Origin of the sequence: Photobacterium satsumensis (assembly GCF_050336935.1) — a bacterium.
Classification (GTDB): domain Bacteria; phylum Pseudomonadota; class Gammaproteobacteria; order Enterobacterales; family Vibrionaceae; genus Photobacterium; species Photobacterium satsumensis.
Genome location: NZ_JAKJSK010000010.1, coordinates 1 through 19,943, shown reverse-complemented (window position 1 = coordinate 19,943; position 19,943 = coordinate 1). Strand labels below are relative to the sequence as shown.

The 19,943-nt window shown below is 46.9% G+C and carries 15 protein-coding genes; 13 read left to right on the top strand and 2 right to left on the bottom strand.

Annotated features, from left to right (window positions below; all coding sequences use genetic code 11):
* Positions 1-48 precede the first annotated feature (48 nt).
* From L4D79_RS20090 to tusE, 8 genes are all read left to right on the top strand, one after another.
* Complete coding sequence (locus L4D79_RS20090) at positions 49-1,272, top strand: L-lactate MFS transporter (RefSeq protein ID WP_428653656.1); 1,224 nt, start codon at positions 49-51, stop codon at positions 1,270-1,272.
* A gap of 457 nt (positions 1,273-1,729) precedes the next feature.
* A complete protein-coding gene (locus tag L4D79_RS20085; RefSeq protein WP_428653654.1) occupies positions 1,730-4,126 on the top strand; it encodes a cytochrome-c peroxidase in 2,397 nt (798 codons plus the stop codon).
* Positions 4,127-4,437: 311 nt separating this feature from the next.
* Positions 4,438-5,658 carry an amino acid ABC transporter substrate-binding protein gene (locus L4D79_RS20080; RefSeq protein ID WP_428653651.1) on the top strand — a complete coding sequence of 407 codons (1,221 nt, stop codon included), beginning with the start codon at positions 4,438-4,440 and terminating at the stop codon, positions 5,656-5,658.
* A 92-nt stretch (positions 5,659-5,750) separates the two neighbouring features.
* Positions 5,751-6,917, top strand: a complete 1,167-nt coding sequence (locus L4D79_RS20075; RefSeq protein ID WP_428653649.1) for an amino acid ABC transporter permease — start codon at positions 5,751-5,753, stop codon at positions 6,915-6,917.
* A 12-nt stretch (positions 6,918-6,929) separates the two neighbouring features.
* Positions 6,930-8,027 (top strand): amino acid ABC transporter permease, encoded by a 1,098-nt coding sequence (locus L4D79_RS20070; RefSeq protein WP_428653647.1) that lies wholly within the window; start codon positions 6,930-6,932, stop codon positions 8,025-8,027.
* Between the two features lie 89 nt (positions 8,028-8,116).
* Positions 8,117-8,842 carry an amino acid ABC transporter ATP-binding protein gene (locus tag L4D79_RS20065; protein ID WP_428654095.1) on the top strand — a complete coding sequence of 242 codons (726 nt, stop codon included), beginning with the start codon at positions 8,117-8,119 and terminating at the stop codon, positions 8,840-8,842.
* 268 nt (positions 8,843-9,110) lie between these two features.
* Positions 9,111-9,776: a Bax inhibitor-1/YccA family protein gene (locus tag L4D79_RS20060; RefSeq protein WP_428653645.1), complete on the top strand. Its 666-nt coding sequence runs from the start codon at positions 9,111-9,113 to the stop codon at positions 9,774-9,776.
* Between the two features lie 117 nt (positions 9,777-9,893).
* Positions 9,894-10,223, top strand: coding sequence for a sulfurtransferase TusE (gene tusE / locus L4D79_RS20055; protein ID WP_428653643.1), 330 nt, complete (start codon positions 9,894-9,896; stop codon positions 10,221-10,223).
* 119 nt (positions 10,224-10,342) lie between these two features.
* On the opposite strand, the gene yccX is transcribed toward tusE, so the two are convergent.
* The gene (gene yccX, locus L4D79_RS20050) at positions 10,343-10,615 is read right to left on the bottom strand and encodes an acylphosphatase (RefSeq protein ID WP_428653641.1); all 273 of its coding nucleotides are present in this window, start codon (positions 10,613-10,615) and stop codon (positions 10,343-10,345) included.
* Between the two features lie 90 nt (positions 10,616-10,705).
* Between yccX and L4D79_RS20045 the strand changes: the two genes are divergently transcribed.
* Positions 10,706-12,106 carry a methyl-accepting chemotaxis protein gene (locus L4D79_RS20045; protein ID WP_428653639.1) on the top strand — a complete coding sequence of 467 codons (1,401 nt, stop codon included), beginning with the start codon at positions 10,706-10,708 and terminating at the stop codon, positions 12,104-12,106.
* A gap of 124 nt (positions 12,107-12,230) precedes the next feature.
* Complete coding sequence (locus tag L4D79_RS20040; RefSeq protein ID WP_428653637.1) at positions 12,231-13,421, top strand: class I SAM-dependent methyltransferase; 1,191 nt, start codon at positions 12,231-12,233, stop codon at positions 13,419-13,421.
* 68 nt (positions 13,422-13,489) lie between these two features.
* On the opposite strand, the gene L4D79_RS20035 is transcribed toward L4D79_RS20040, so the two are convergent.
* Complete coding sequence (locus L4D79_RS20035) at positions 13,490-14,251, bottom strand: sulfite exporter TauE/SafE family protein (RefSeq protein WP_428653635.1); 762 nt, start codon at positions 14,249-14,251, stop codon at positions 13,490-13,492.
* Positions 14,252-14,463: 212 nt separating this feature from the next.
* Here L4D79_RS20035 and L4D79_RS20030 point away from each other — a divergent pair, with 212 nt between their 5' ends.
* The 3 genes from L4D79_RS20030 (at position 14,464) to L4D79_RS20020 (ending at position 19,775) form a co-directional block, all read left to right on the top strand.
* On the top strand, positions 14,464-15,120 hold the full coding sequence (locus tag L4D79_RS20030) for a YccT family protein (RefSeq protein WP_428653633.1): 657 nt from the start codon (positions 14,464-14,466) through the stop codon (positions 15,118-15,120).
* Between the two features lie 326 nt (positions 15,121-15,446).
* Positions 15,447-18,596, top strand: coding sequence for a chitinase C-terminal domain-containing protein (locus L4D79_RS20025; protein ID WP_428653631.1), 3,150 nt, complete (start codon positions 15,447-15,449; stop codon positions 18,594-18,596).
* A 531-nt stretch (positions 18,597-19,127) separates the two neighbouring features.
* Positions 19,128-19,775, top strand: coding sequence for a murein L,D-transpeptidase catalytic domain family protein (locus L4D79_RS20020; protein WP_428653629.1), 648 nt, complete (start codon positions 19,128-19,130; stop codon positions 19,773-19,775).
* Positions 19,776-19,943: the final 168 nt, after the last annotated feature.

Below are 19,943 nucleotides of genomic sequence, written 5' to 3'. Positions count from 1 at the left end.
GCACAGTATGTGACCCATACTGTTTCCCTTGTAGTGACAGAGAAAACAATGACTAAATTCGATAAAGCAAAACAGATCCTGCTGGCAGGCTTCTGTATCAACCTATGTATGGGCATCCTGTATGCTTGGAGTGTATTCAAGCAGGCGCTAGTTCTAGATATGGGCTGGTCAGATGCTGATGCTTCTATGCCATACTCAGTTGCTGTCATCACATTTGCTCTATCTCTTTTAGTCGCTGGCGTACTTCAAGACCGCATGGGCCCGCGTAAGATCCTTATCTTGGGTACTACGCTAGTTGGTTCAGGCATGATCATCTCAAGCTTCGCAACTAGCCCAATGCTGCTGCTTATCACTTTCGGTCTAATGACTGGTGCAGGTATCGGCTTTGGCTACGCATGTCTTGCGCCTTCTGCAATGAAGTGGTTCCACCCTTCTAAGAAAGGTTTGGTGAACGGTTTAATCGCTGCAGGTTTTGGTTTGGCTGCAGTATACCTTGCACCGCTAACATCTCTGCTAATTGACTCTTTCGGCATTAGCACCAGCTTCTTGATCCTAGGCGTAGCGATCCTGCTTATTACCGTTCCACTGGCAAGCACTATCACCAACCCACCTGAAGGCTACAAACCACAAGTACCTGCTAACTACAAAGCGAAAGCAGGTAAGCCGGTAGACATCCAGTGGCGTGCAATGCTGAAAACGCCTCAGTTCTACTCACTGTGGGTAATGTTCGCTCTTGCGTCATCTGCAGGGCTAATGGTTATCGGTAATATCACTCTGATTGCTTCACAGCAGGCAAACATTACTGAAGCCGCTTTCCTGGTTGTTGTTCTGTCTATCTTCAACTCAGGTGGCCGTGTTGTTGCTGGTATACTGGCTGACAAAATTGGTGGTCTGCGTACACTGACTATCGCCTTCATTATGCAGGGTATCAACATGGCACTGTTTGCTAGCTTTGACTCTAGCTTCACACTAATGATTGGTGCTGCCCTTGCGGGTGTTGGTTACGGTACGCTACTGGCGGTATTCCCAACGCTAACGGCTGAGTTCTACGGCCTGAAGAACTATGGCGCGAACTTCGGTGTGCTATACACTGCATGGGGCGTGAGCGGTTTCATCGGTTCAGCAATCACGGCTATCGCCATGGGCGCTTCTGGCAACTACACCCTTGCATACTCAATCTGTGCTGTAATGCTGGCATTTAACGTGCTGCTTTCTGTCATCACTAAGCCTGTTGATGCTGAAGCACTAGAGAAGAAATTAGCAAACGCCTAATCTTTTCGGTACACAAGCATAAAAAAAGCACAGCTTCGCTGTGCTTTTTGTTTTTCTTTCTCACTCAAGATTTCCTATTCAATCTTTCAAGATAATTTCTTCTCTTTTGTATCAAATATTAATTGTGCAAATTCAACACCTGTGTGCCACTTCTAAGGCAAGTTTGAATTAGATTATTGTTATAATTGCACTTTATATCTTTACCCCCCATAAATTCATTCATATATCCTTTGCACTTCTTTGCTATTTCTTTCGTTTATTTTTAAGAACTGTATCATTTTTATACTGTATTCCAATTTACGACCCCCCACTTGCTCAAAAGTATTAGAGCGTTTTTTTTGTCCTTTATGAGTTTCACAAAAGTGATAATTAAGACCTCAAATTTCGCCCATCTTTATTGCACGAGAACTTCTCGTACATAAAAGCAACATATCGCAATGGACGTTAGGGGTGAGTGATGAAAAACAAAACGTTATATAAACGTCATCGACTAACAGCCTTAGTAGCAGCTTCAATGTTAGGGTTGGCTACCGGTATCGCCAGTGTTCATGCCGAAGAAGAGGTCGAAGCTCCAGATTTTTCTGGAATCGGCTCCCTTAAAGGCATTAATCCGGCGCCTGTACCAGGGCTCGATGAATACGTAAAAGACGAAAAAGCAGCAGTATTACTTGGTAAAGCATTGTTTTGGGACATGCAGGCTGGTAGCCAAGGGCAAGCCTGTGGTAGTTGCCACTTCGCTGCAGGTGCCGATAACAGAACTAAAAACCAAATCAGCCCGGGGCTAAACCATACCGACCCGGCTAAACGTGAGATTTTCGATCCGACACGGACTGGGGCTGGAGGACCAAACTACAACCTAGTAGCTAATGACTTCCCATTCCGTGTTTATGCAGATCCGGATGATCGCGATTCAGAAGTCTTATTCGATACCGACGATGTCGCCTCTTCACAAGGTGTATTTGGCGCGGTATTCGATGAGCTTTATGGCGGTACTTATGGTGACCCAAGGTACTCCGACCGACGTGAAGGCTGTGAATTAGTCACAGATATCTTCCATGTCGGAGGGGTGAGCACTCGCAGGGTCGAGCCACGTAATACACCGACCGTCATCAATGCTATTTTCAACTTCCGAAACTTCTTGGACGGCCGTGCTAATAACACCTTCAATGGCGTTGACCCATTCGGACGCCGTAACGTCGATGCGCGAGTACTGCATTTCGACCCTTACACCGAATATGTCAGCCTGAAAGAGGTGAACCTCATCAACTCCAGTGCCGCTTCACAAGCTGTTGGGCCTCCAGGCAGTGCGTTCGAGATGACGTGTGCTGATAAAGCCTTCAAAGACATGGGTAAAAAGCTACTTGGCTTGAAACCTCTTGGCTTACAGCAAGTTGACCGTTCAGACAGTGTATTGGGGCCTCACTCAAGTTATCCAAACGATGGGCTTCGTAATCGATATGAAGACATGATCAAAGATGCCTTCAACATTGAGTACTGGGGCTCTAATAAAGACTTTGATGGTTACAACCAGATGGAAGAGAATTTCAGCCTATTCTGGGGCTTGGCTATCCAGCTATACGAGAAAACCTTAATCTCTGATGATTCACGCTTTGACCGTTTCATGGATGGCGACAGCTATGCACTCAATGAGCTTGAACAGTACGGCATGGAAGTGTTTGTCGACAAAGGTAAATGTGTTAACTGTCACAGTGGTCCGGAGTTCTCGAAAGCCATGACACACCTGATTGCCGAAGAGCAAGAAGAAGGGCTAGTCGAGCGGATGCACATGGGTGATGAAACCATTTCGCTCTACGATAACGGCTTCTACAACATCGGTGTAACACCAACCAAAGAAGACCTTGGCTTAGGTGGTGAAGACCCATGGGGTAATCCACTGTCACATACCAAGCAGTATTTTCAAAAACTGTTAGGTGAAGACGTGCATGATGACTTCGAGGTTGACCCATGTAAGGCCTTTGAAGCGCTAGTGTTTGAACAAGACCCTTGTAATTCAACTAAGCAAACGAATCGCTTGAGAAACCGACTGATCAAAGGAAAAGAGAAGAGTGCTGTCGATGGTGCATTCAAGACCCCAACGCTTCGTAACGTTGAGCTAACCGGTCCTTACATGCACGATGGTAGTATGGCAACGCTTGAGCAAGTGGTTGAGTTCTACAACCGTGGTGGTAACCGTACCAGCGAAGGTACTGGTGACTCATCAGGCTTTGGTGATATTTCTTCTAACCTTGACCCAGATATTCGCAGCCTAGAATTGACGGATTACGAGAAGAAAGCACTGGTAGCCTTCATGAAAGCGCTAACGGATGAACGTGTACGCCAAGAGAAAGCACCGTTTGATCACCCACAAATCTTCGTTCCGAATGGTGTTGAAGGTGATGAGAACTATGCCGAAACCAACGTTAACGGTTCATCTCGCGAAGAGTGGATTGAAATCCCAATGGTCGGCGCTTACGGTCGTGCAGCGAAAGGTCTAGCACCACTGAAACCTTTCCTAGATGGTGTTAATTCATCATACGATGATAACGGTTCAGGCTCTACACCTTCTCCTAGCTACCTAGAGGCGAAGGATGATTCTTACTCAGCCAGATACGGCCGTTCAACAACCATCAAGCCGCTAGATAATGATGTAGTGGGTAGTTACGACATCGATCCTAGAAGTATTGTGATTCACAATGCACCTAGCAGCCGAGATTGCCGCTACTACATCCATACTGACGGTAGCATTACTGTGACACCACTGAAGGACTACGATATGAGCATTACCTACTCTGTCAAAGACAGCAGCGGTTATGAATCTAACGTAGCGACTATCAACCTTAATGTATACCGCTAGTTAGTCCTGACTAAATAACATAGCTTCAACAACCTCAAGCCCCGCCCTGTGCGGGGCTTTCTTATCTTATCCACGACTAACATCCTTACGAGCTTTTTCTCCCAACCTAATCGTTAACAACTTATTTACTAGAACTATTTCAAAGTGTTTCTATACTAAATAGTGACACAAAAACAGGCAGTTATTTTTTACAACTGAAAGAAAGTGCCTATTAGATGGATAAAGCACGGTGGTACCCTTTTAGATAAAACTGCTGATAACGACGATAAGAAACGTCAATGTCTCTTGATAAGGAATAACAGGACGTAATTATGAAGCGAACCTTTACCTCTACCTTGGCAGTATCTACTCTTGCTCTCATTCTTAGTGGCTGTGATAGCGGTGGTAGCAGCCAAGACAAAGAAATGATCCAATCGCTACAAGACAAAGTCGAAACACTTGAGCAGCAGCTGGCCCAAGCTTCAGGTGGTACTGTTGCTGCCGTTGAGTCAGGAGCAGAAGAACTCAAAGCGAAAATTGCTGAACTTGAAAAGCAACTTGCGGGCAAGTCTGATGGTAGTGCGCCAGCAACTTCAGCAAGTTCTGACACGCTAGCTCAAATTCAAAAGCAGGGTTACATCCAGTGTGGTGTGACGACGGGTTTACCAGGCTTCTCAAACCCGAATGAGAAAGGCGAATGGGAGGGTATCGATGTCGAGTTTTGCCAAGCCGTTGCCGCCGCAACACTCGGTGATAAAGCCAAGGTGAAATATATTCCACTGACCGCCAAGGAGCGCTTCACAGCCCTTCAGTCTGGTGAGATTGACCTGTTATCCCGTAATACAACTTGGACCCTGCATCGTGATTCCGCCTTGGGTATCAATTTTGCTGGTGTTAACTATTACGACGGCCAAGGCTTCATGATCAAGAAAGAACTCGGAGTGGAGAGTGCTAGAGATCTCGATGGCGCCGCGGTCTGTGTTCAGTCTGGCACCACCACCGAACTTAACCTGGCCGATTACTTCCGCTATCGTGAAATGAAATACACCCCTGTTGTGTTCGATACAGCCGCTCAAACAGTCAAAGGCTTTGAAGCTGGCCGCTGTGATGTTCTAACCACAGACCAATCGGGACTTTATGCCCTGCGCTTGAATCTACAAGATCCATCATCGGCAGTCGTGTTGCCAGAGATTATCTCTAAGGAACCTTTAGGCCCGGCGGTCCGCCAGGGGGATGATCAATGGTTTAATATTGTGAAGTGGACACTCAATGCCATGATCCATGCTGAAGAGTTAGGTGTGTCCTCCCACAACATCGATGATATGAATAAATCAAATGATCCTAATATCCGCCGCCTTATGGGCCTCGATGGTCCTAAAGGTAAAGGACTTGGGCTTAATGATGATTGGGCATACCAAATTATCAAGCAAGTCGGTAACTACGGCGAAAGTTTTGAACGTACTGTCGGCATGAGCTCCCCACTTGAAATTAAACGCGGGCTTAACGCGCTATGGACTGACGGTGGTATGCAGTATGCTCCACCAATTCGCTAACCGCCCAGTTTGCAAATAAAAAATATTAGCGGCCAAAGGTGGAGGAAACCTCTCTCCACCTTTCAAAAATCACCGACACAGGATGTGACGTTTTGGCAGCGAAGAAAACTAACCTGATATATAACCCCACTTTTCGTGCAATACTTTTTCAAGCACTTGCCGCTGCAGCGCTGTCCTTTTTTATCTATTCAATTATCAACAATGCATTGGTCAATTTGGAGCAGCGTGGAATTGCAACTGGGTTTGGCTTCCTCACGGAACAAGCGGGTTTCGGTATCGGGTTGAGTCTAATTGATTACGATGAAACCTATAGTTATGGACGTACCTTCTTTGTCGGTTTGCTCAATACTGCTCTGGTCTCTGTACTGGGTATTTTACTTGCCACGATTATTGGGTTCCTTATCGGTATCGCTAGACTTTCTTCTAATTGGTTGGTTAGCCGTTTTGCGGCAGTTTATATCGAGACGTTCCGTAATATTCCCCTGTTGCTACAAATCTTCTTTTGGTATTTCGCTGTATTACAAGCGCTCCCCTCTCCCCGTAACAGCATCAGCCTCGGCGAAAGTGTCTACCTCAATGTTCGAGGTTTGTATTTTTCCAAACCTGTTTTCGAGCAAGATGCCTACTGGATAGGCATTGCACTTCTCGCGGCGATAGTCCTGAGTATTGGCTACACGATTTATGCAAAGCAAAAACAAAAAGCGACAGGAAAACAATCCCCAATTCTTTGGGTATCGTTAGGCCTACTGATCCTTCTCCCATTAATCAGTTATTTCGCCAGTGGGCAGCCTGTTCACATGGAGTCCCCTGAACTAAAAGGCTTTAACTTCATAGGGGGGATCAGCATCATTCCCGAGCTGGCAGCTTTACTACTTGCCTTGAGTGTCTACACGGCATCATTTATCGCTGAAATAGTTCGTGCAGGTATCAATGCTGTTAGCCACGGACAGACAGAAGCTGCCTTATCGCTAGGCCTACCCCAAGGTAAAACCCTGCGCTTGGTGGTCATCCCACAAGCTTTGCGGATTATTATTCCACCACTGACAAGCCAATACCTCAACTTGACCAAGAACTCATCCTTGGCAATGGCTATCGGTTATCCGGATCTGGTATCAGTTTTTGCTGGCACCACACTCAATCAAACCGGGCAGGCCATCGAAATCATTGCAATGACCATGGCCGTTTACCTTGCGCTGAGCCTACTGACTTCATTGATAATGAATATCTATAACCGCAAAGTTGCGCTGGTCGAGCGCTAGGAGGACGAGGGAATGCATCAACACCAATTTCGCCCAGACTTACCTCCTCCGGCCAACACTGTTGGTATCATCGGCTGGTTACACAAAAACCTGTTTTCCAATACCATTAACACATGCCTAACGCTTGTTCTAACCTACTTCGCTATCATAGCCCTTTGGAATATCGCTGACTGGGCCTTTCTCAATGCTGACTGGGTAGGTACTACCCGAGACGACTGCCAACGAAATGGGGCCTGCTGGGTTTTTATTTCAGTTCGGTTCGAACAATTCATGTTTGGCTTTTATCCGCAAGAAGAGCTGTGGCGGCCTCAGCTTTTTTACTTCACCCTCGCGATATTCATTACGCTACTGGCCTATGAGAAGACACCGGGACGCACATGGATATGGTTGTTCTTCGTCAACATCTACCCTTTCATTATTGCTGGTTTACTCTACGGCGGGATTTTCGGATTACCCATCGTTGAAACCCACCTGTGGGGCGGCTTGCTGATCACTTTAATCATTGCCATTGTCGGCATTGTCGTGTCGCTACCCATTGGTATCGCACTGGCACTGGGTAGACGTTCGAATATGCCGGTGATCCGCAGTCTTTGCACCGTGTATATCGAGGTATGGCGCGGCGTACCGCTTATCACCGTTCTTTTTATGGCTTCCGTGATGCTTCCGCTATTCCTCAGCGCTGAAACCGAGACCAACAAACTGTTCCGGGCACTGATTGGGGTTGTTTTGTTCAGTGCGGCCTACATGGCAGAAGTGGTACGAGGAGGGTTACAAGCCATTCCTTCCGGGCAATATGAAGCCGCCGATGCACTCGGGCTGAGCTATTGGAAGAAAATGTACCTGATAGTATTGCCTCAAGCACTGAAGATCAGTATTCCCGCTATTGTTAATACCTTCATCGGACTGTTTAAAGACACCAGCTTGGTGCTCATCATCGGTATGTTCGATGTGCTTGGCATCGGTCAGGCAGCCAATACCGACCCTCGGTGGTTGGGTTTTGCCACAGAAAGCTATGTCTTTGTCGCACTCGTGTTCTGGGTGTTTTGCTTTGGTATGTCACGATACAGCATATATTTGGAAAACAAACTTCATACCGGTCATAAACGGTAAGTCATCAAGAGGGATTTGGTATGACAGACAGCAGTAATCCAAACATCAGTACCCCAATAAGTAGTACACCGATAGATAACTCCACAACGATGATCACCATGGATGAGGTCAACAAATGGTATGGCGAATTCCATGTTTTAAAAAACATCAACCTCTCTGTCAAACAAGGTGAAAAGATAGTGATATGCGGCCCTTCTGGCTCAGGGAAATCCACGTTGATCCGCTGCATTAATCGCCTTGAAGAGCACCAACAGGGGCAAATCATCGTTGCTGGCAACGAACTCACCAGTGACTTGAAAAATATCGAATTGGTTCGTCGTGAAGTGGGCATGTGTTTTCAGCATTTTAACCTCTTCCCGCACCTCACTGTACTCGAAAACTGCACCTTAGCTCCCATCTGGGTAAAGAAAATGCCGCAGAAAGACGCCGAGAAAATCGCCATGCAATACCTTGAGCGGGTGAAAATACCAGAGCAAGCGAACAAATACCCCGGACAGCTATCTGGCGGCCAGCAACAACGCGTTGCCATAGCACGATCGTTATGCATGACGCCTCAGATAATGCTGTTTGATGAGCCGACATCAGCCCTAGACCCGGAGATGGTTCGGGAAGTACTGGAAGTCATGGTTGAGCTTGCCAATGAGGGGATGACAATGATTTGCGTCACCCACGAAATGGGGTTTGCCCGCCAGGTAGCCGACCGGGTTATCTTCATGGATATGGGTGAGATCATTGAAGAAAACACCCCGCAAGCCTTTTTCGACAACCCACAATCAGACAGAACACAGCTGTTCTTGAACCAGATCCTGCACTGAACCGTATAAAAATTGATACCAAAAAGGCCTGAGTCTAAGGGAAAACAGACACTTACTGAGGCGCAACAAGTATGTGCTGTAACATTCGTTTACAACTTTGACCACAAAGATAAGGAATTGTTAAGTATCATTCAGGTCATATCGTTACACTAGTGATTATTGTTTGGGGACAGCCACATTAATTTGACAAACGGCTTGCAATAGCGATGAAATGCCCCAATATACATTTATATTAGCAATCACATATCTAACCCTGAGGGGACTATTTATGAACGATCGTATGGTCAATCGTGGCACAGCTTACGAAAGCGTACTTTCTACGAACAAGGTTCTACGTAACACTTATTTTCTTCTGTCTCTAACGCTTGTATGGTCAGCTGTCGTTGCAGGTTTTGCAATGGCGATGAATATGCCTCACCCAGGTTTAATCATCACACTGGTTGGCTTCTACGGTCTGATGTTCCTGACAGAGAAAAACCGTAACAACAGCTTGGGTGTCGTATTCACCTTCGCGCTAACTGGCTTTATGGGCTACACATTGGGGCCAATCCTCAATATGTACATTGGTGCTGGCATGGGTCACGCGATTGTCCCTGCACTAGGCGGTACGGCTCTGACCTTCATGGCGTGTTCAGCATATGCAATGACCACGAAGCGTGATCTGTCTTTCCTTGGCGGTATGCTATTGGCAGGTTTTGTAGCCATTATCGTTATGGTAGTTGCAAACATCTTCCTACAGTTGCCAATGCTATCACTGGCCATCAGCGGTATGTTTGTTCTGTTCTCGTCAGCAGCTATCCTGCTTACCACACAGAACATTGTTCGCGGCGGTGAAACAAACTACATCTCAGCAACTGTTACCTTGTATGTTTCTATCTACAACCTATTCCTGAGCCTACTGCAAATCCTAGGTATCATGGGTAGCAACGACTAATCTCTGATTCAGTCATAGATAACTAAAAAGCGCCGAAAGGCGCTTTTTTTGTCGCTGCAACCTTGCAGCCAAACCTGAATATCACTATGCTTTGGCCGTTCTATATGCGAGGCAAACATGCTTGAATTTGAAGGTAAACAAATAGAAACCGATGCCCACGGTTATCTGAAAAACACCGACGACTGGAGCGAGGCTCTGGTTCCTCTTTTGGCTGAAGAAGAAGGGATCCCCCTGAGCGAAGCCCATTGGGAAGTCGTCCGTTTTGTTCGCGAGTTCTATCAGGAATTCAATACCTCACCGGCCATTAGAATGCTGGTGAAGGCGATGGCTAAAAAATACGGCGAAGAAAAAGGCAGTTCACGCTACTTGTACAAACTGTTTCCGAAAGGACCAGCAAAACAAGCAACGAAGCTAGCCGGCCTGCCAAAGCCTGTAAAGTGTATCTAACCTCTAACAGGTGATAGTTAATATTTACAGGTGATAGCGAATATGGGCGAGCGGTATCCTCTCGCCTATCACCTCATTACCTTACACACCACAGCGTAATTTCCCTGTTCGTGCCTCGGCTACATAATCTCAAAGCCATCATAATGTCGCCAGTCAAGTTGCTCCCAGCTCACACTGTCGACACTGGATGTCCTTGGCCCTGTTTCTAGCCAATCAAGCAGTTGCTTTACTTGCTCCTCTGCTCCACAAGCCATTACCTCGACACTACCATCGGGCAAGTTTTTGGCATAGCCTGTCAAACCACACTTCAGCCCTTCATGTGCGGTATGAAATCTAAACCCCACACCTTGGACCATGCCCGTAACTAACGCCTTTACACAAGTTTGTGACATATATCACCTCAAGCTTCCTGCTTTTCACCCGATAACAATATAATATTGCTCGCAAAAAAATGCTTTAAGCTTTTGTTTTTAGGAATTAATATGAAAGAAGTTGCCTTTAGATGGATTGACCGCTACTTGATCCATATCACCTTGCAGGAAAAGTTCTACTTACTATTCCTGCTGCCAATTATTGCGCTGATAAGCGTAACAACAATATTAGCTGATAGCGCTAGTCAACAACGTATTGAAATCACGACACAACAACTAGAAACTACCGCCTCCCTCCTCTCTCAGCAACAAGTTAGCCAATCAGAAGCGTACCAGCTATTATCTAACACCAACCTTCACGTTGGCCAAGGTGATAACACCGTATTTGTCAGTGGTATGAATTACAGCATCTCTTCAGATACCTCTGCAGGCCTGTTTTCACATGTCAGCTCAGGCCAATGGGCAATCATGGCGATTATCCTGCTCGTCACACTGGCAGCGATATATTACATCATGACCTTTATTGGCGGTGCGATGTTTACTACTAACAAAGCGCTGCAAAGCCTTGCTGATGGTGATTTAACTAACCGCCTCAACTTTTTCAAGGTTCGCGATGAATTTAGTACCATCGCAATTACCATTGATCGGGTTAGCGAGCGGGAACAGCAACTGGTACAGGCATCCCAACAAGCTACAGCTTTAATGCAGCAAATCAGCAGTAATTTGCGCCAGCGTAGCCAAGGCAGTGAACAACTCTCTACTTCACAACAGCAGCACCTTGACTCCCTAGCCAGTGCGACCGAAGAAATGGCAACCTCCATCCGCCAAGTCGCGACCCACGCCCATCAAACCTCTGAGCAAACCCGCGAAACGCAGGATGTGTCGGAACAAGGTCGTGTCCAAGTCAACCAAACACGCAATGCCATCAGCCAGCTAAGTGAAGAAATCAGTCAAGCGGCTAATGCTGTTGCCGAACTGGATTCCAACGCCGCCAAAATCGATGATGTGGTTACCACCATCAATGGCATATCAGAGCAAACTAATCTACTGGCTTTAAATGCCGCCATCGAAGCCGCTCGTGCCGGAGAACAAGGCCGGGGCTTTGCCGTTGTTGCCGATGAAGTGCGTACTTTGGCAGGTAGAACCCAAAGTGCGACCGTTGAAATCCAGCAGATGATCGAAGCGCTCCAGCAAAATAGCCAGCAGCTAATGTCGGTAATGAAAAATACCGTTGATAATGCCCAGAACAGCGAAACGTTGATGGAGTCGGTAGACAGTGAGATATCACATATTACCGAGCGTAACAGGCATATTTCGGATCGCAGCACCGAAATCGCCGCTGCCGCCGAGCAGCAAGGTGCCGTCGCTGACGACATCGCCACCAATGTTGAGCAAGTACGCAGCCAATCACACCAAATTTGCACAGCGATCAATGCCTCAGCCAATGATATCGAACAGCTGAACAAACAAGCTGAAATGCTAGAGTCGCTGATGCGAGGCCTGAAAGCCTAACCCTTCCCGTCGGGCAGTGCCTCTTCAATAGGCACTGCCGCTATTGATAGACCATATAAATTTGATTTTATGTGGTTTCAACAACATAATACGCCCCCATTCCTTACTCCATACTGGGCAAGTCATGACAGCTTCAATTTATCTGGTTAAAGGCCGTGAAAAATCACTTCGCCGCCGCCATCCTTGGGTTTTCTCACGCGGTATTCAACGCGTAGAAGGTAAACCATCGCTTGGCGAAACCGTTGATATCTTCGACCACAACGGTGAGTGGTTAGCACGCGGTGCATTTTCTCCGCAATCTCAGATCCGTGTTCGAGTATGGACCTTTGTTCGAAATGAACAAATCGATGTGGATTTCTTCGTCAACCGCCTTAAATCCGCTCAGGGCCTGCGTGATATTCTTGCTGCCCGTGACGGATTGACCGGTTACCGCCTTATCGCCGCTGAATCTGATGGCCTACCGGGTATCACCATTGACCGCTATCAGGATTTCCTCGTCTGTCAGCTGCTGAGTGCAGGTGCTGAAGCACAGAAAGACGCATTGGTTGAAGCGCTTAACATCTGCTACCCAGAATGTAGCGTGTACGAGCGTTCGGACGTGTCAGTACGCAAGAAGGAAGGCCTTAAGCAACGCACTGGTGTGTTGTCTGGTGAGGAACCACCTAAGTTTGTCACCATTGAAGAAAACGGCGTTAAAATCAATGTCGATATCGTTGGTGGTCACAAAACAGGTTTCTACCTTGACCAACGTGACAGCCGCGAAGCCGCTGTTAAATATGTCAACGGCAAGCGCGTTCTTAACTGCTTCTGTTACACCGGTGGATTTGGCCTGTACGCACTAAAAGGCGGCGCAAGCAATGTCGTGAACGTAGATGTCTCGCAACCCGCTCTCGATACAGCACGCCTGAACGCCGAAGCTAACGGCTACCCGCTTGAGAATGCTGAATTCCTTAATGCTGATGTGTTCAAATTGCTACGTGAATACCGTGAACGCGGTGAGCAGTTCGATGTTGTGATCATGGATCCACCAAAGTTTGCCGAGTCTAAATCCCAGCTAGTCGGCGCGTGCCGTGGCTACAAAGACATCAACATGCTTGCGATGCAGATCCTAAAGCCGGGTGGTACCCTGTTGACGTACTCTTGCTCAGGCCTGATGGACAACAACCTGTTCCAGAAGATCATCGCTGATGCAGCCCTTGATGCTAAGCGTGAAGTACAGTTTATCGAGCGTTTCGGCCAAGCCGCTGATCACCCTCTAGACAGTGCATACCCAGAAGGTTTCTACCTGAAAGGTTTCGCCTGCTACGTGAAGTAATCGTGGTTTAGCATTACCGCATATAAGCAACATTAAAGAAGCCAGCATAATGCTGGCTTCTTATTTTTTTAGTCTGTTAACATCGCCGCAACCGAACCACATAGCGTCATCAAGAACAAAAACCACTTCAATGTTTCCGGCCTCGCTGAAATAGCCATTTTCACAGCAAGATGCGATCCCACCATTGTCCCCCCCGCCAAAATCAGACCCGGCCCCCACAAAACCAGGTCTTCTACGACAAAAAGAACCAAAGCAACAGCGGTAAAAACCAGCGTGCATAGCATTTTCAACGCATTTGCTCGCACTAAGTCATAACGAAGCGTACCAGCCAGCGCTGCCAACAAGACAAAGCCAACCCCAGCTTGAACAAAGCCACCATAGAAGCCTGCCAAACACAGTCCCCACCATGAGCTTGGGGTATTTCTCACTTTTCTGGGCTCCGTGCCCATAGCAGGAGCAACAATCGAAGGACGGAGTAAAATCACCAGCGCCATGGTTAACATGGTGCCAAGCAACAGTGGCTTGATCCACGTTGAAGGGGCATAAGCTGCTCCCACCGCCCCCAACAAGCCACCGATGATTGTTGGTAATAAGATAGGACCAGCATCTGATGTATCGAGCTTACCATGCCGGCGAAAGCCAAACAGGGCTGTTAAGCCTTGCACCGCAACCCCTACTCGGTTGGTCGCATTGGCCACTTCTGCTGGCATGCCCATGACCATTAATGCCGGTAAGGTTAGGTTAGAGCCACCACCCGCTAATGTATTGATGATCCCTGCCAGGAACCCGGTTCCAATCAGCAAGCAGGCCTGCAATAACGACATATCCATTGTATTGTTCTATCCATAGCAGTAACGTATTTTGTCTATAACCAATATACCCAATACACTAAACAAAATGTTATATTTACCGATTAATTTATTGAGTATTAGCAGGGCATCAAAGTCAGTATTCAGCTCTTATTCAGCCTCCAAGCGACAAACTGCTGGGATAATACCGATAAATACAATCTAATTCGGACATTGTTTTTCAAGGAACCGCTATGAAATTTCGTACCGCGTTAATGGCTATTGCAGCATGCGGCATCAGCTTCTCCTCATTTGCTGACGTTAAGCTTGACCTCCCATACCAAGCTGATCTTGTTCTGGTTAATGGCGTAGAGCAAGACGGCAACGACACATTAACGCTACCAAATGGTGTCAACCAGTTGGCCTTTACTTATGTTGACTCGCTCCGTAATAATGGCGATGACTACCTGTATAAATCTGACGTTATCGTGTTTAAGTTTGATGCCAGTGATGAAGCCTTAAAGCTTGATCTTCCAAAACTACGCACTGCACAAGATGCTCGTAAGTTTAATAAGTCGCCGAAGTTCTCATTGGTTGCGGCTAATGGAGAAAAAGTCAGCTTTGAGCAGGATAAACTGATTAAATCAGGTCTACAGCTTGGCCGCGATTTTGAAAAGGAAATTGCGGTTTATAACCAATCAGGCAAAGTCGCTGCCGTGGTAACAACAGCGCCTGCAGCAGCGGTAGTACCTGTAACACTTCCAGCCGCTACCCCGTCATCTACATCACCAAAACCGCCTGTCGATCAGCAGCAGACACGCAATGTCGCTGAAAACATGCTGAACTACTGGTACGAGCAAGCAGACGAAGCGACAAAAGCGCGATTCAAGGCAAAAATCAACCAAGAGTAAGACGCCTACGGTGTAATACTTGCGACAAAAAGAGCCTTCGGGCTCTTTTTTTATTTGTCATCTCGGCACCTTCCCCCAAGCTACGCTCAACGGTCGATACCTTTACCTAACACTAAACAGAATTCGCCTGAAATTTAGTTATCGGTGCAAAATAACACGATTTAAATTACATGAATCAAGCAGTTTTTTGCGAGACAACATGTGATTTATAACAATTTACCCTGCCAACCTTGATATTCCCCTTATACTTTTTTCACGGCGCAACATAAGACCAAGATGCCGTAATCAATTCAACTAACGCGTTTCAATAATAAAGGAAATACTCAATGGAACACCTGAGACAAGGACAGGCGATAACTAGGGCACTTAAGCTCAGTACCCTCGCCGTTTCATGCATGGCAGCAATAAATGCCCATGCAGCAATGGAATGTGAAACCATCGAAACATGGAATAGCGCCGTGGCCTATAGTGGCGGTGCTCAGGTTCAAGAAGCGAATAAAGTGTATAAAGCAAACTGGTGGACTAAGGGGAATACACCTTCCGCCCACTCCGGTCCAAGCCAAGAGTGGTCGTTTATCGATGACTGCACAACTGGTGCAACGAATCAGCTTCCCACCGTCACGATAACCTCTCCTAGCGCTAACACAGCAATCACTACGGGAGACACCGTAACCATTGCGGCTGACGCGGCTGACCAAGACGGGACAGTCGCAAGTGTTGACTTCTATGTCGGTTCATCAAAGCTTGTCTCAGCAATCCAGCCTCCATATCAAATTAACTGGACTGCCGTCACTGGCAACCAGCTACTCAGGGCGATTGTGACTGATAACAAAGGTGGCTCAACCGAAACATCAGTTGCCGTTACTGTGCAAGAAACCGCTAATAGCCTACCAACGGTCAACCTTTCCCTCTCTGCATCCACTATCGAACTTGGCGGCTCAATTACCCTTAGCTCCGCGGCTGATGACACCGATGGTACTATTGAGAAGGTCGACTTTTTTGCCAACGGCGCCTTAGTCGGCACCGTTGCCACCGCCCCTTACACGCTGGACTACACGCCATCTCAATCTGGCAATATCACCATTTTTTCCCGTGCCACTGACAACCTTGGCGCAACGTCGGATTCTAGCTCGGCAACCCTAGCCGTTAACGGAGGGGTAACTACGCAGAGTTGTCGACCTGACGGTTTATATCAAACTGAAGGGATCACGGTCCCATATTGTACAATTTATGATGATCAAGGCCGTGAAATCATGGGTGCCGATCACCCACGTCGTGTCATCGGCTACTTCACCAGCTGGCGCAGTGGCGATGATCCGCAAGCGGCTTATCTAGTCAATGATATTCCATGGGATCAACTTACCCATATCAACTACGCCTTTGTCAGTATTGGCAGCGATGGCAAAGTGAATGTCGGTAATATTGCCGATCCTACCAACCCGGCAACAGGTAAGGAGTGGCCGGGGGTAGAAATTGACCCCACTTTAGGCTTCAAAGGGCACTTTGGTGCGCTCGCTACCTACAAAAAGAAACATGACGTCAAGACTCTGATCTCTATCGGTGGCTGGGCTGAAACCGGTGGTCATTTCGGCGCTGACGGTAGCCGGGTTGCTGACGGTGGTTTCTATACGATGACCACTAATGCGGATGGTTCTATCAACCATGCGGGTATCGAGAAATTTGCCACCTCAGCGGTTGAAATGATGCGTCAGTACCAATTCGATGGTCTGGACATCGACTACGAATACCCAACCTCTATGGCTGGTGCCGGTAACCCTGATGACAAAGCCTTTATGGAACCTCGTCGTGCTTATCTATGGGCTTCTTATCAAGAGCTAATGAAAGTACTTCGCCAGAAACTGGATAGTGCATCATCGCAGGATGGTATCCATTACATGCTAACGATCGCAGCACCTTCGTCAGGTTACTTGCTGCGTGGCATGGAAGACTTTGATGTCACTAAGTACCTCGACTATGTCAACATCATGTCGTACGACCTGCATGGTGCGTGGAACGATCACGTCGGCCACAATGCGGCACTGTTTGACACGGGTAAAGACTCCGAGTTGGCACAGTGGAACGTATATGGCACTGCCGCTTATGGCGGTATTGGCTATCTAAACACTGATTGGGCATACCACTATTTCCGTGGATCTATGCCAGCAGGCCGTATCAACATCGGGGTACCTTACTATACCCGAGGCTGGCAAGGTGTAACTGGTGGCGATAACGGACTATGGGGCCGAGCAGCACTGCCTAACCAGTCTCAGTGTGCACCAGGTACCGGGGAAGGTGAAAAGAACAACTGTGGCTACGGTGCCGAGGGCATAGATAACCTTTGGCATGACAAGAATGCTGCTGGTGATGAAATGGGAGCGGGTTCAAATCCAATGTGGCATGCTATGAACCTTGCCCAAGGTATTTTCGGTAGCTACAGCACAGCTTACAACCTTGACCCAGCTAACAATCCAGCTCATCAGCTAACGGGGAACTATACCCGCCACTATGACAGCGTTGCCGTCGCACCATGGTTATGGAATGCAGACAAAAAAGTCTTCCTATCGACAGAAGACAAAGCATCCATCAATGTCAAAGCGGACTATGTTATTGACAAGGAAATCGGCGGGATCATGTTCTGGGAGCTTGCTGGGGACTATAACTGCTACGTCTTCGATGCTAACGGCAACCGCACATCTATCGATACAACAGAGAATGCGTGTAAAACGGGCAATGGTGAATACCACATGGGTAATACCATGACCAAAGCCATCTACGAGAAGTTCAAGTCTGCAACACCATACGGCAACAAAGTTGCCACTGGTGCTATCCCGACTGAGGCACTCGATATCGCTGTAAACGTATCAGGCTTTAAGGTGGGCGATCAAAACTACCCGATCAACCCTACAGTGACCTTTACCAATAACACCGGTCAAGATATCCCTGGAGGAACTGAATTCCAGTTCGATATCCCAACATCGGCACCAGATAATGCTAAGGATCAATCTGGCGGTGGCTTAGCCGTGATTGCATCAGGTCATAGCCGTGCCGATAACATCGGTGGCCTCGACGGCGTGATGCACCGAGTCGCCTTCACCCTCCCGGCTTGGAAGAGCCTTCCTGCAGGCGGTACCTATGAGCTTGATATGGTGTACTACCTACCGATCTCTGGCCCAGCCAACTATAGCGTTAGCGTAAATGGCAAGGATTACGCGTTCAAGTCTGAGCAGCCTGATTTACCACTTGGCACTATCGGTAACGGTAATGGCGGGGGCAATACTGGTGGTGGCGACGGAACCTGTAACACAACGGGTATCAACACTTACCCTAACTGGCCACAAACCGATTGGGCGGGTAACCCAAGCCATGCTAACCAAGGTGATAAGATCATCCATAGCGGTGTGGTGTACCAAGCCAATTGGTGGAGCAGTTCAACACCAGGCAGTGACGGCAGCTGGTCAACCGTGTGTGCAATTTAACCATTAAGCGATAAATATAATGCGCAGGGCTTTTCCTGCGCATTTTTTCTCCAAATATTTGCAAAAACAGTGAGATCATCATTTAAAAAAGAACATATAAGTCATGCAAAACTGACGCTTTGGACACAACATTCATTCTTGCAATGAATACTTCCAGCAGGCAAGGAGTAAAAAACTGCGATAAGGCGCTCATTTTTCAACCAAACAGTCAAAGCGCTAACATTTCTTTGTTTTCAAAATATGACACCCCATTTAGTTATTACAAACAACACATTATATTATTGACAATTGTAACAATGACAGATTTGGATGATTTTTTCACCTTTGAGACAATATTTCATATAAAAATGACAATCGCTTTTAATTACTTGTAATCCATTATTTTTTGAGCAGACACAAACAATAAAACAGGATTTTTTTGCTTTAACCACTCTCCCCGACCTCGAATGACATAGCATTAAATGTCATTTTTTTTGTGTTAAAGTCAGCCTCAACCAACCACACAACAAAATTGAACATTTTACAGGGACAATGAAAAAGCTAACCGTACTATTTGTATTGGCATTAATCATTCTGCCATTGCAGGCGACTGCCAGTGTTATAAAAAGTCAGCCTTATACTAATAACCAACACGCTGACATCTTAGTTAAAGATGTGTATAACAAAGCAAAATTAAATGGAGTGATTAATTATCAAGTATTTAAAGAGGCCTACGAGGCTTATTACAATACTAAAGGACGCAAGAAACCAGTCCTAACTATCATTGATTACAGCTTACCCTCCACAAAAGAGCGGTTCTTTGTCGTCGACCTGCAACGGAATAAGTTGCTCTATCGCACCTTTGTTTCACACGGCGTCAACAGCGGTGGTAAAAATGCAACTCGCTTTTCTAACACCGTCAATTCTCGCCAGACATCTCTGGGGACCTTCCTAACAGATACCACCTACTATGGCGGTAATGGTTACTCACTTCGCCTTGATGGTTTGACACCCGGTGTTAATGACAAAGCGAGGAAGCGCTACATCGTTATCCACGGAGCAGATTACGCGACCAAGTCCTTTATTAACCGTCATGGGTATTTAGGTCGTAGTTGGGGGTGTCCCGCATTGCCGACTAACCTTTCTAGGGAAATTATCGACATAATTAAAGGCGGCAGTGTTATCTACGCCCACGCTTAATGTCTCTCCTGTAATAATGTTCAATAAACAGCAGCTTAAATAAGCTGCTGTTTTTATATCTGGCTATTGGCTATTGGCTATTGGCTATTGGCTATTGGCTATTGGCTATTGGCTATTGGCTATTGGCTATTGGCTATTGGCTATTGGCTATTGGCTATTGGCTATTGG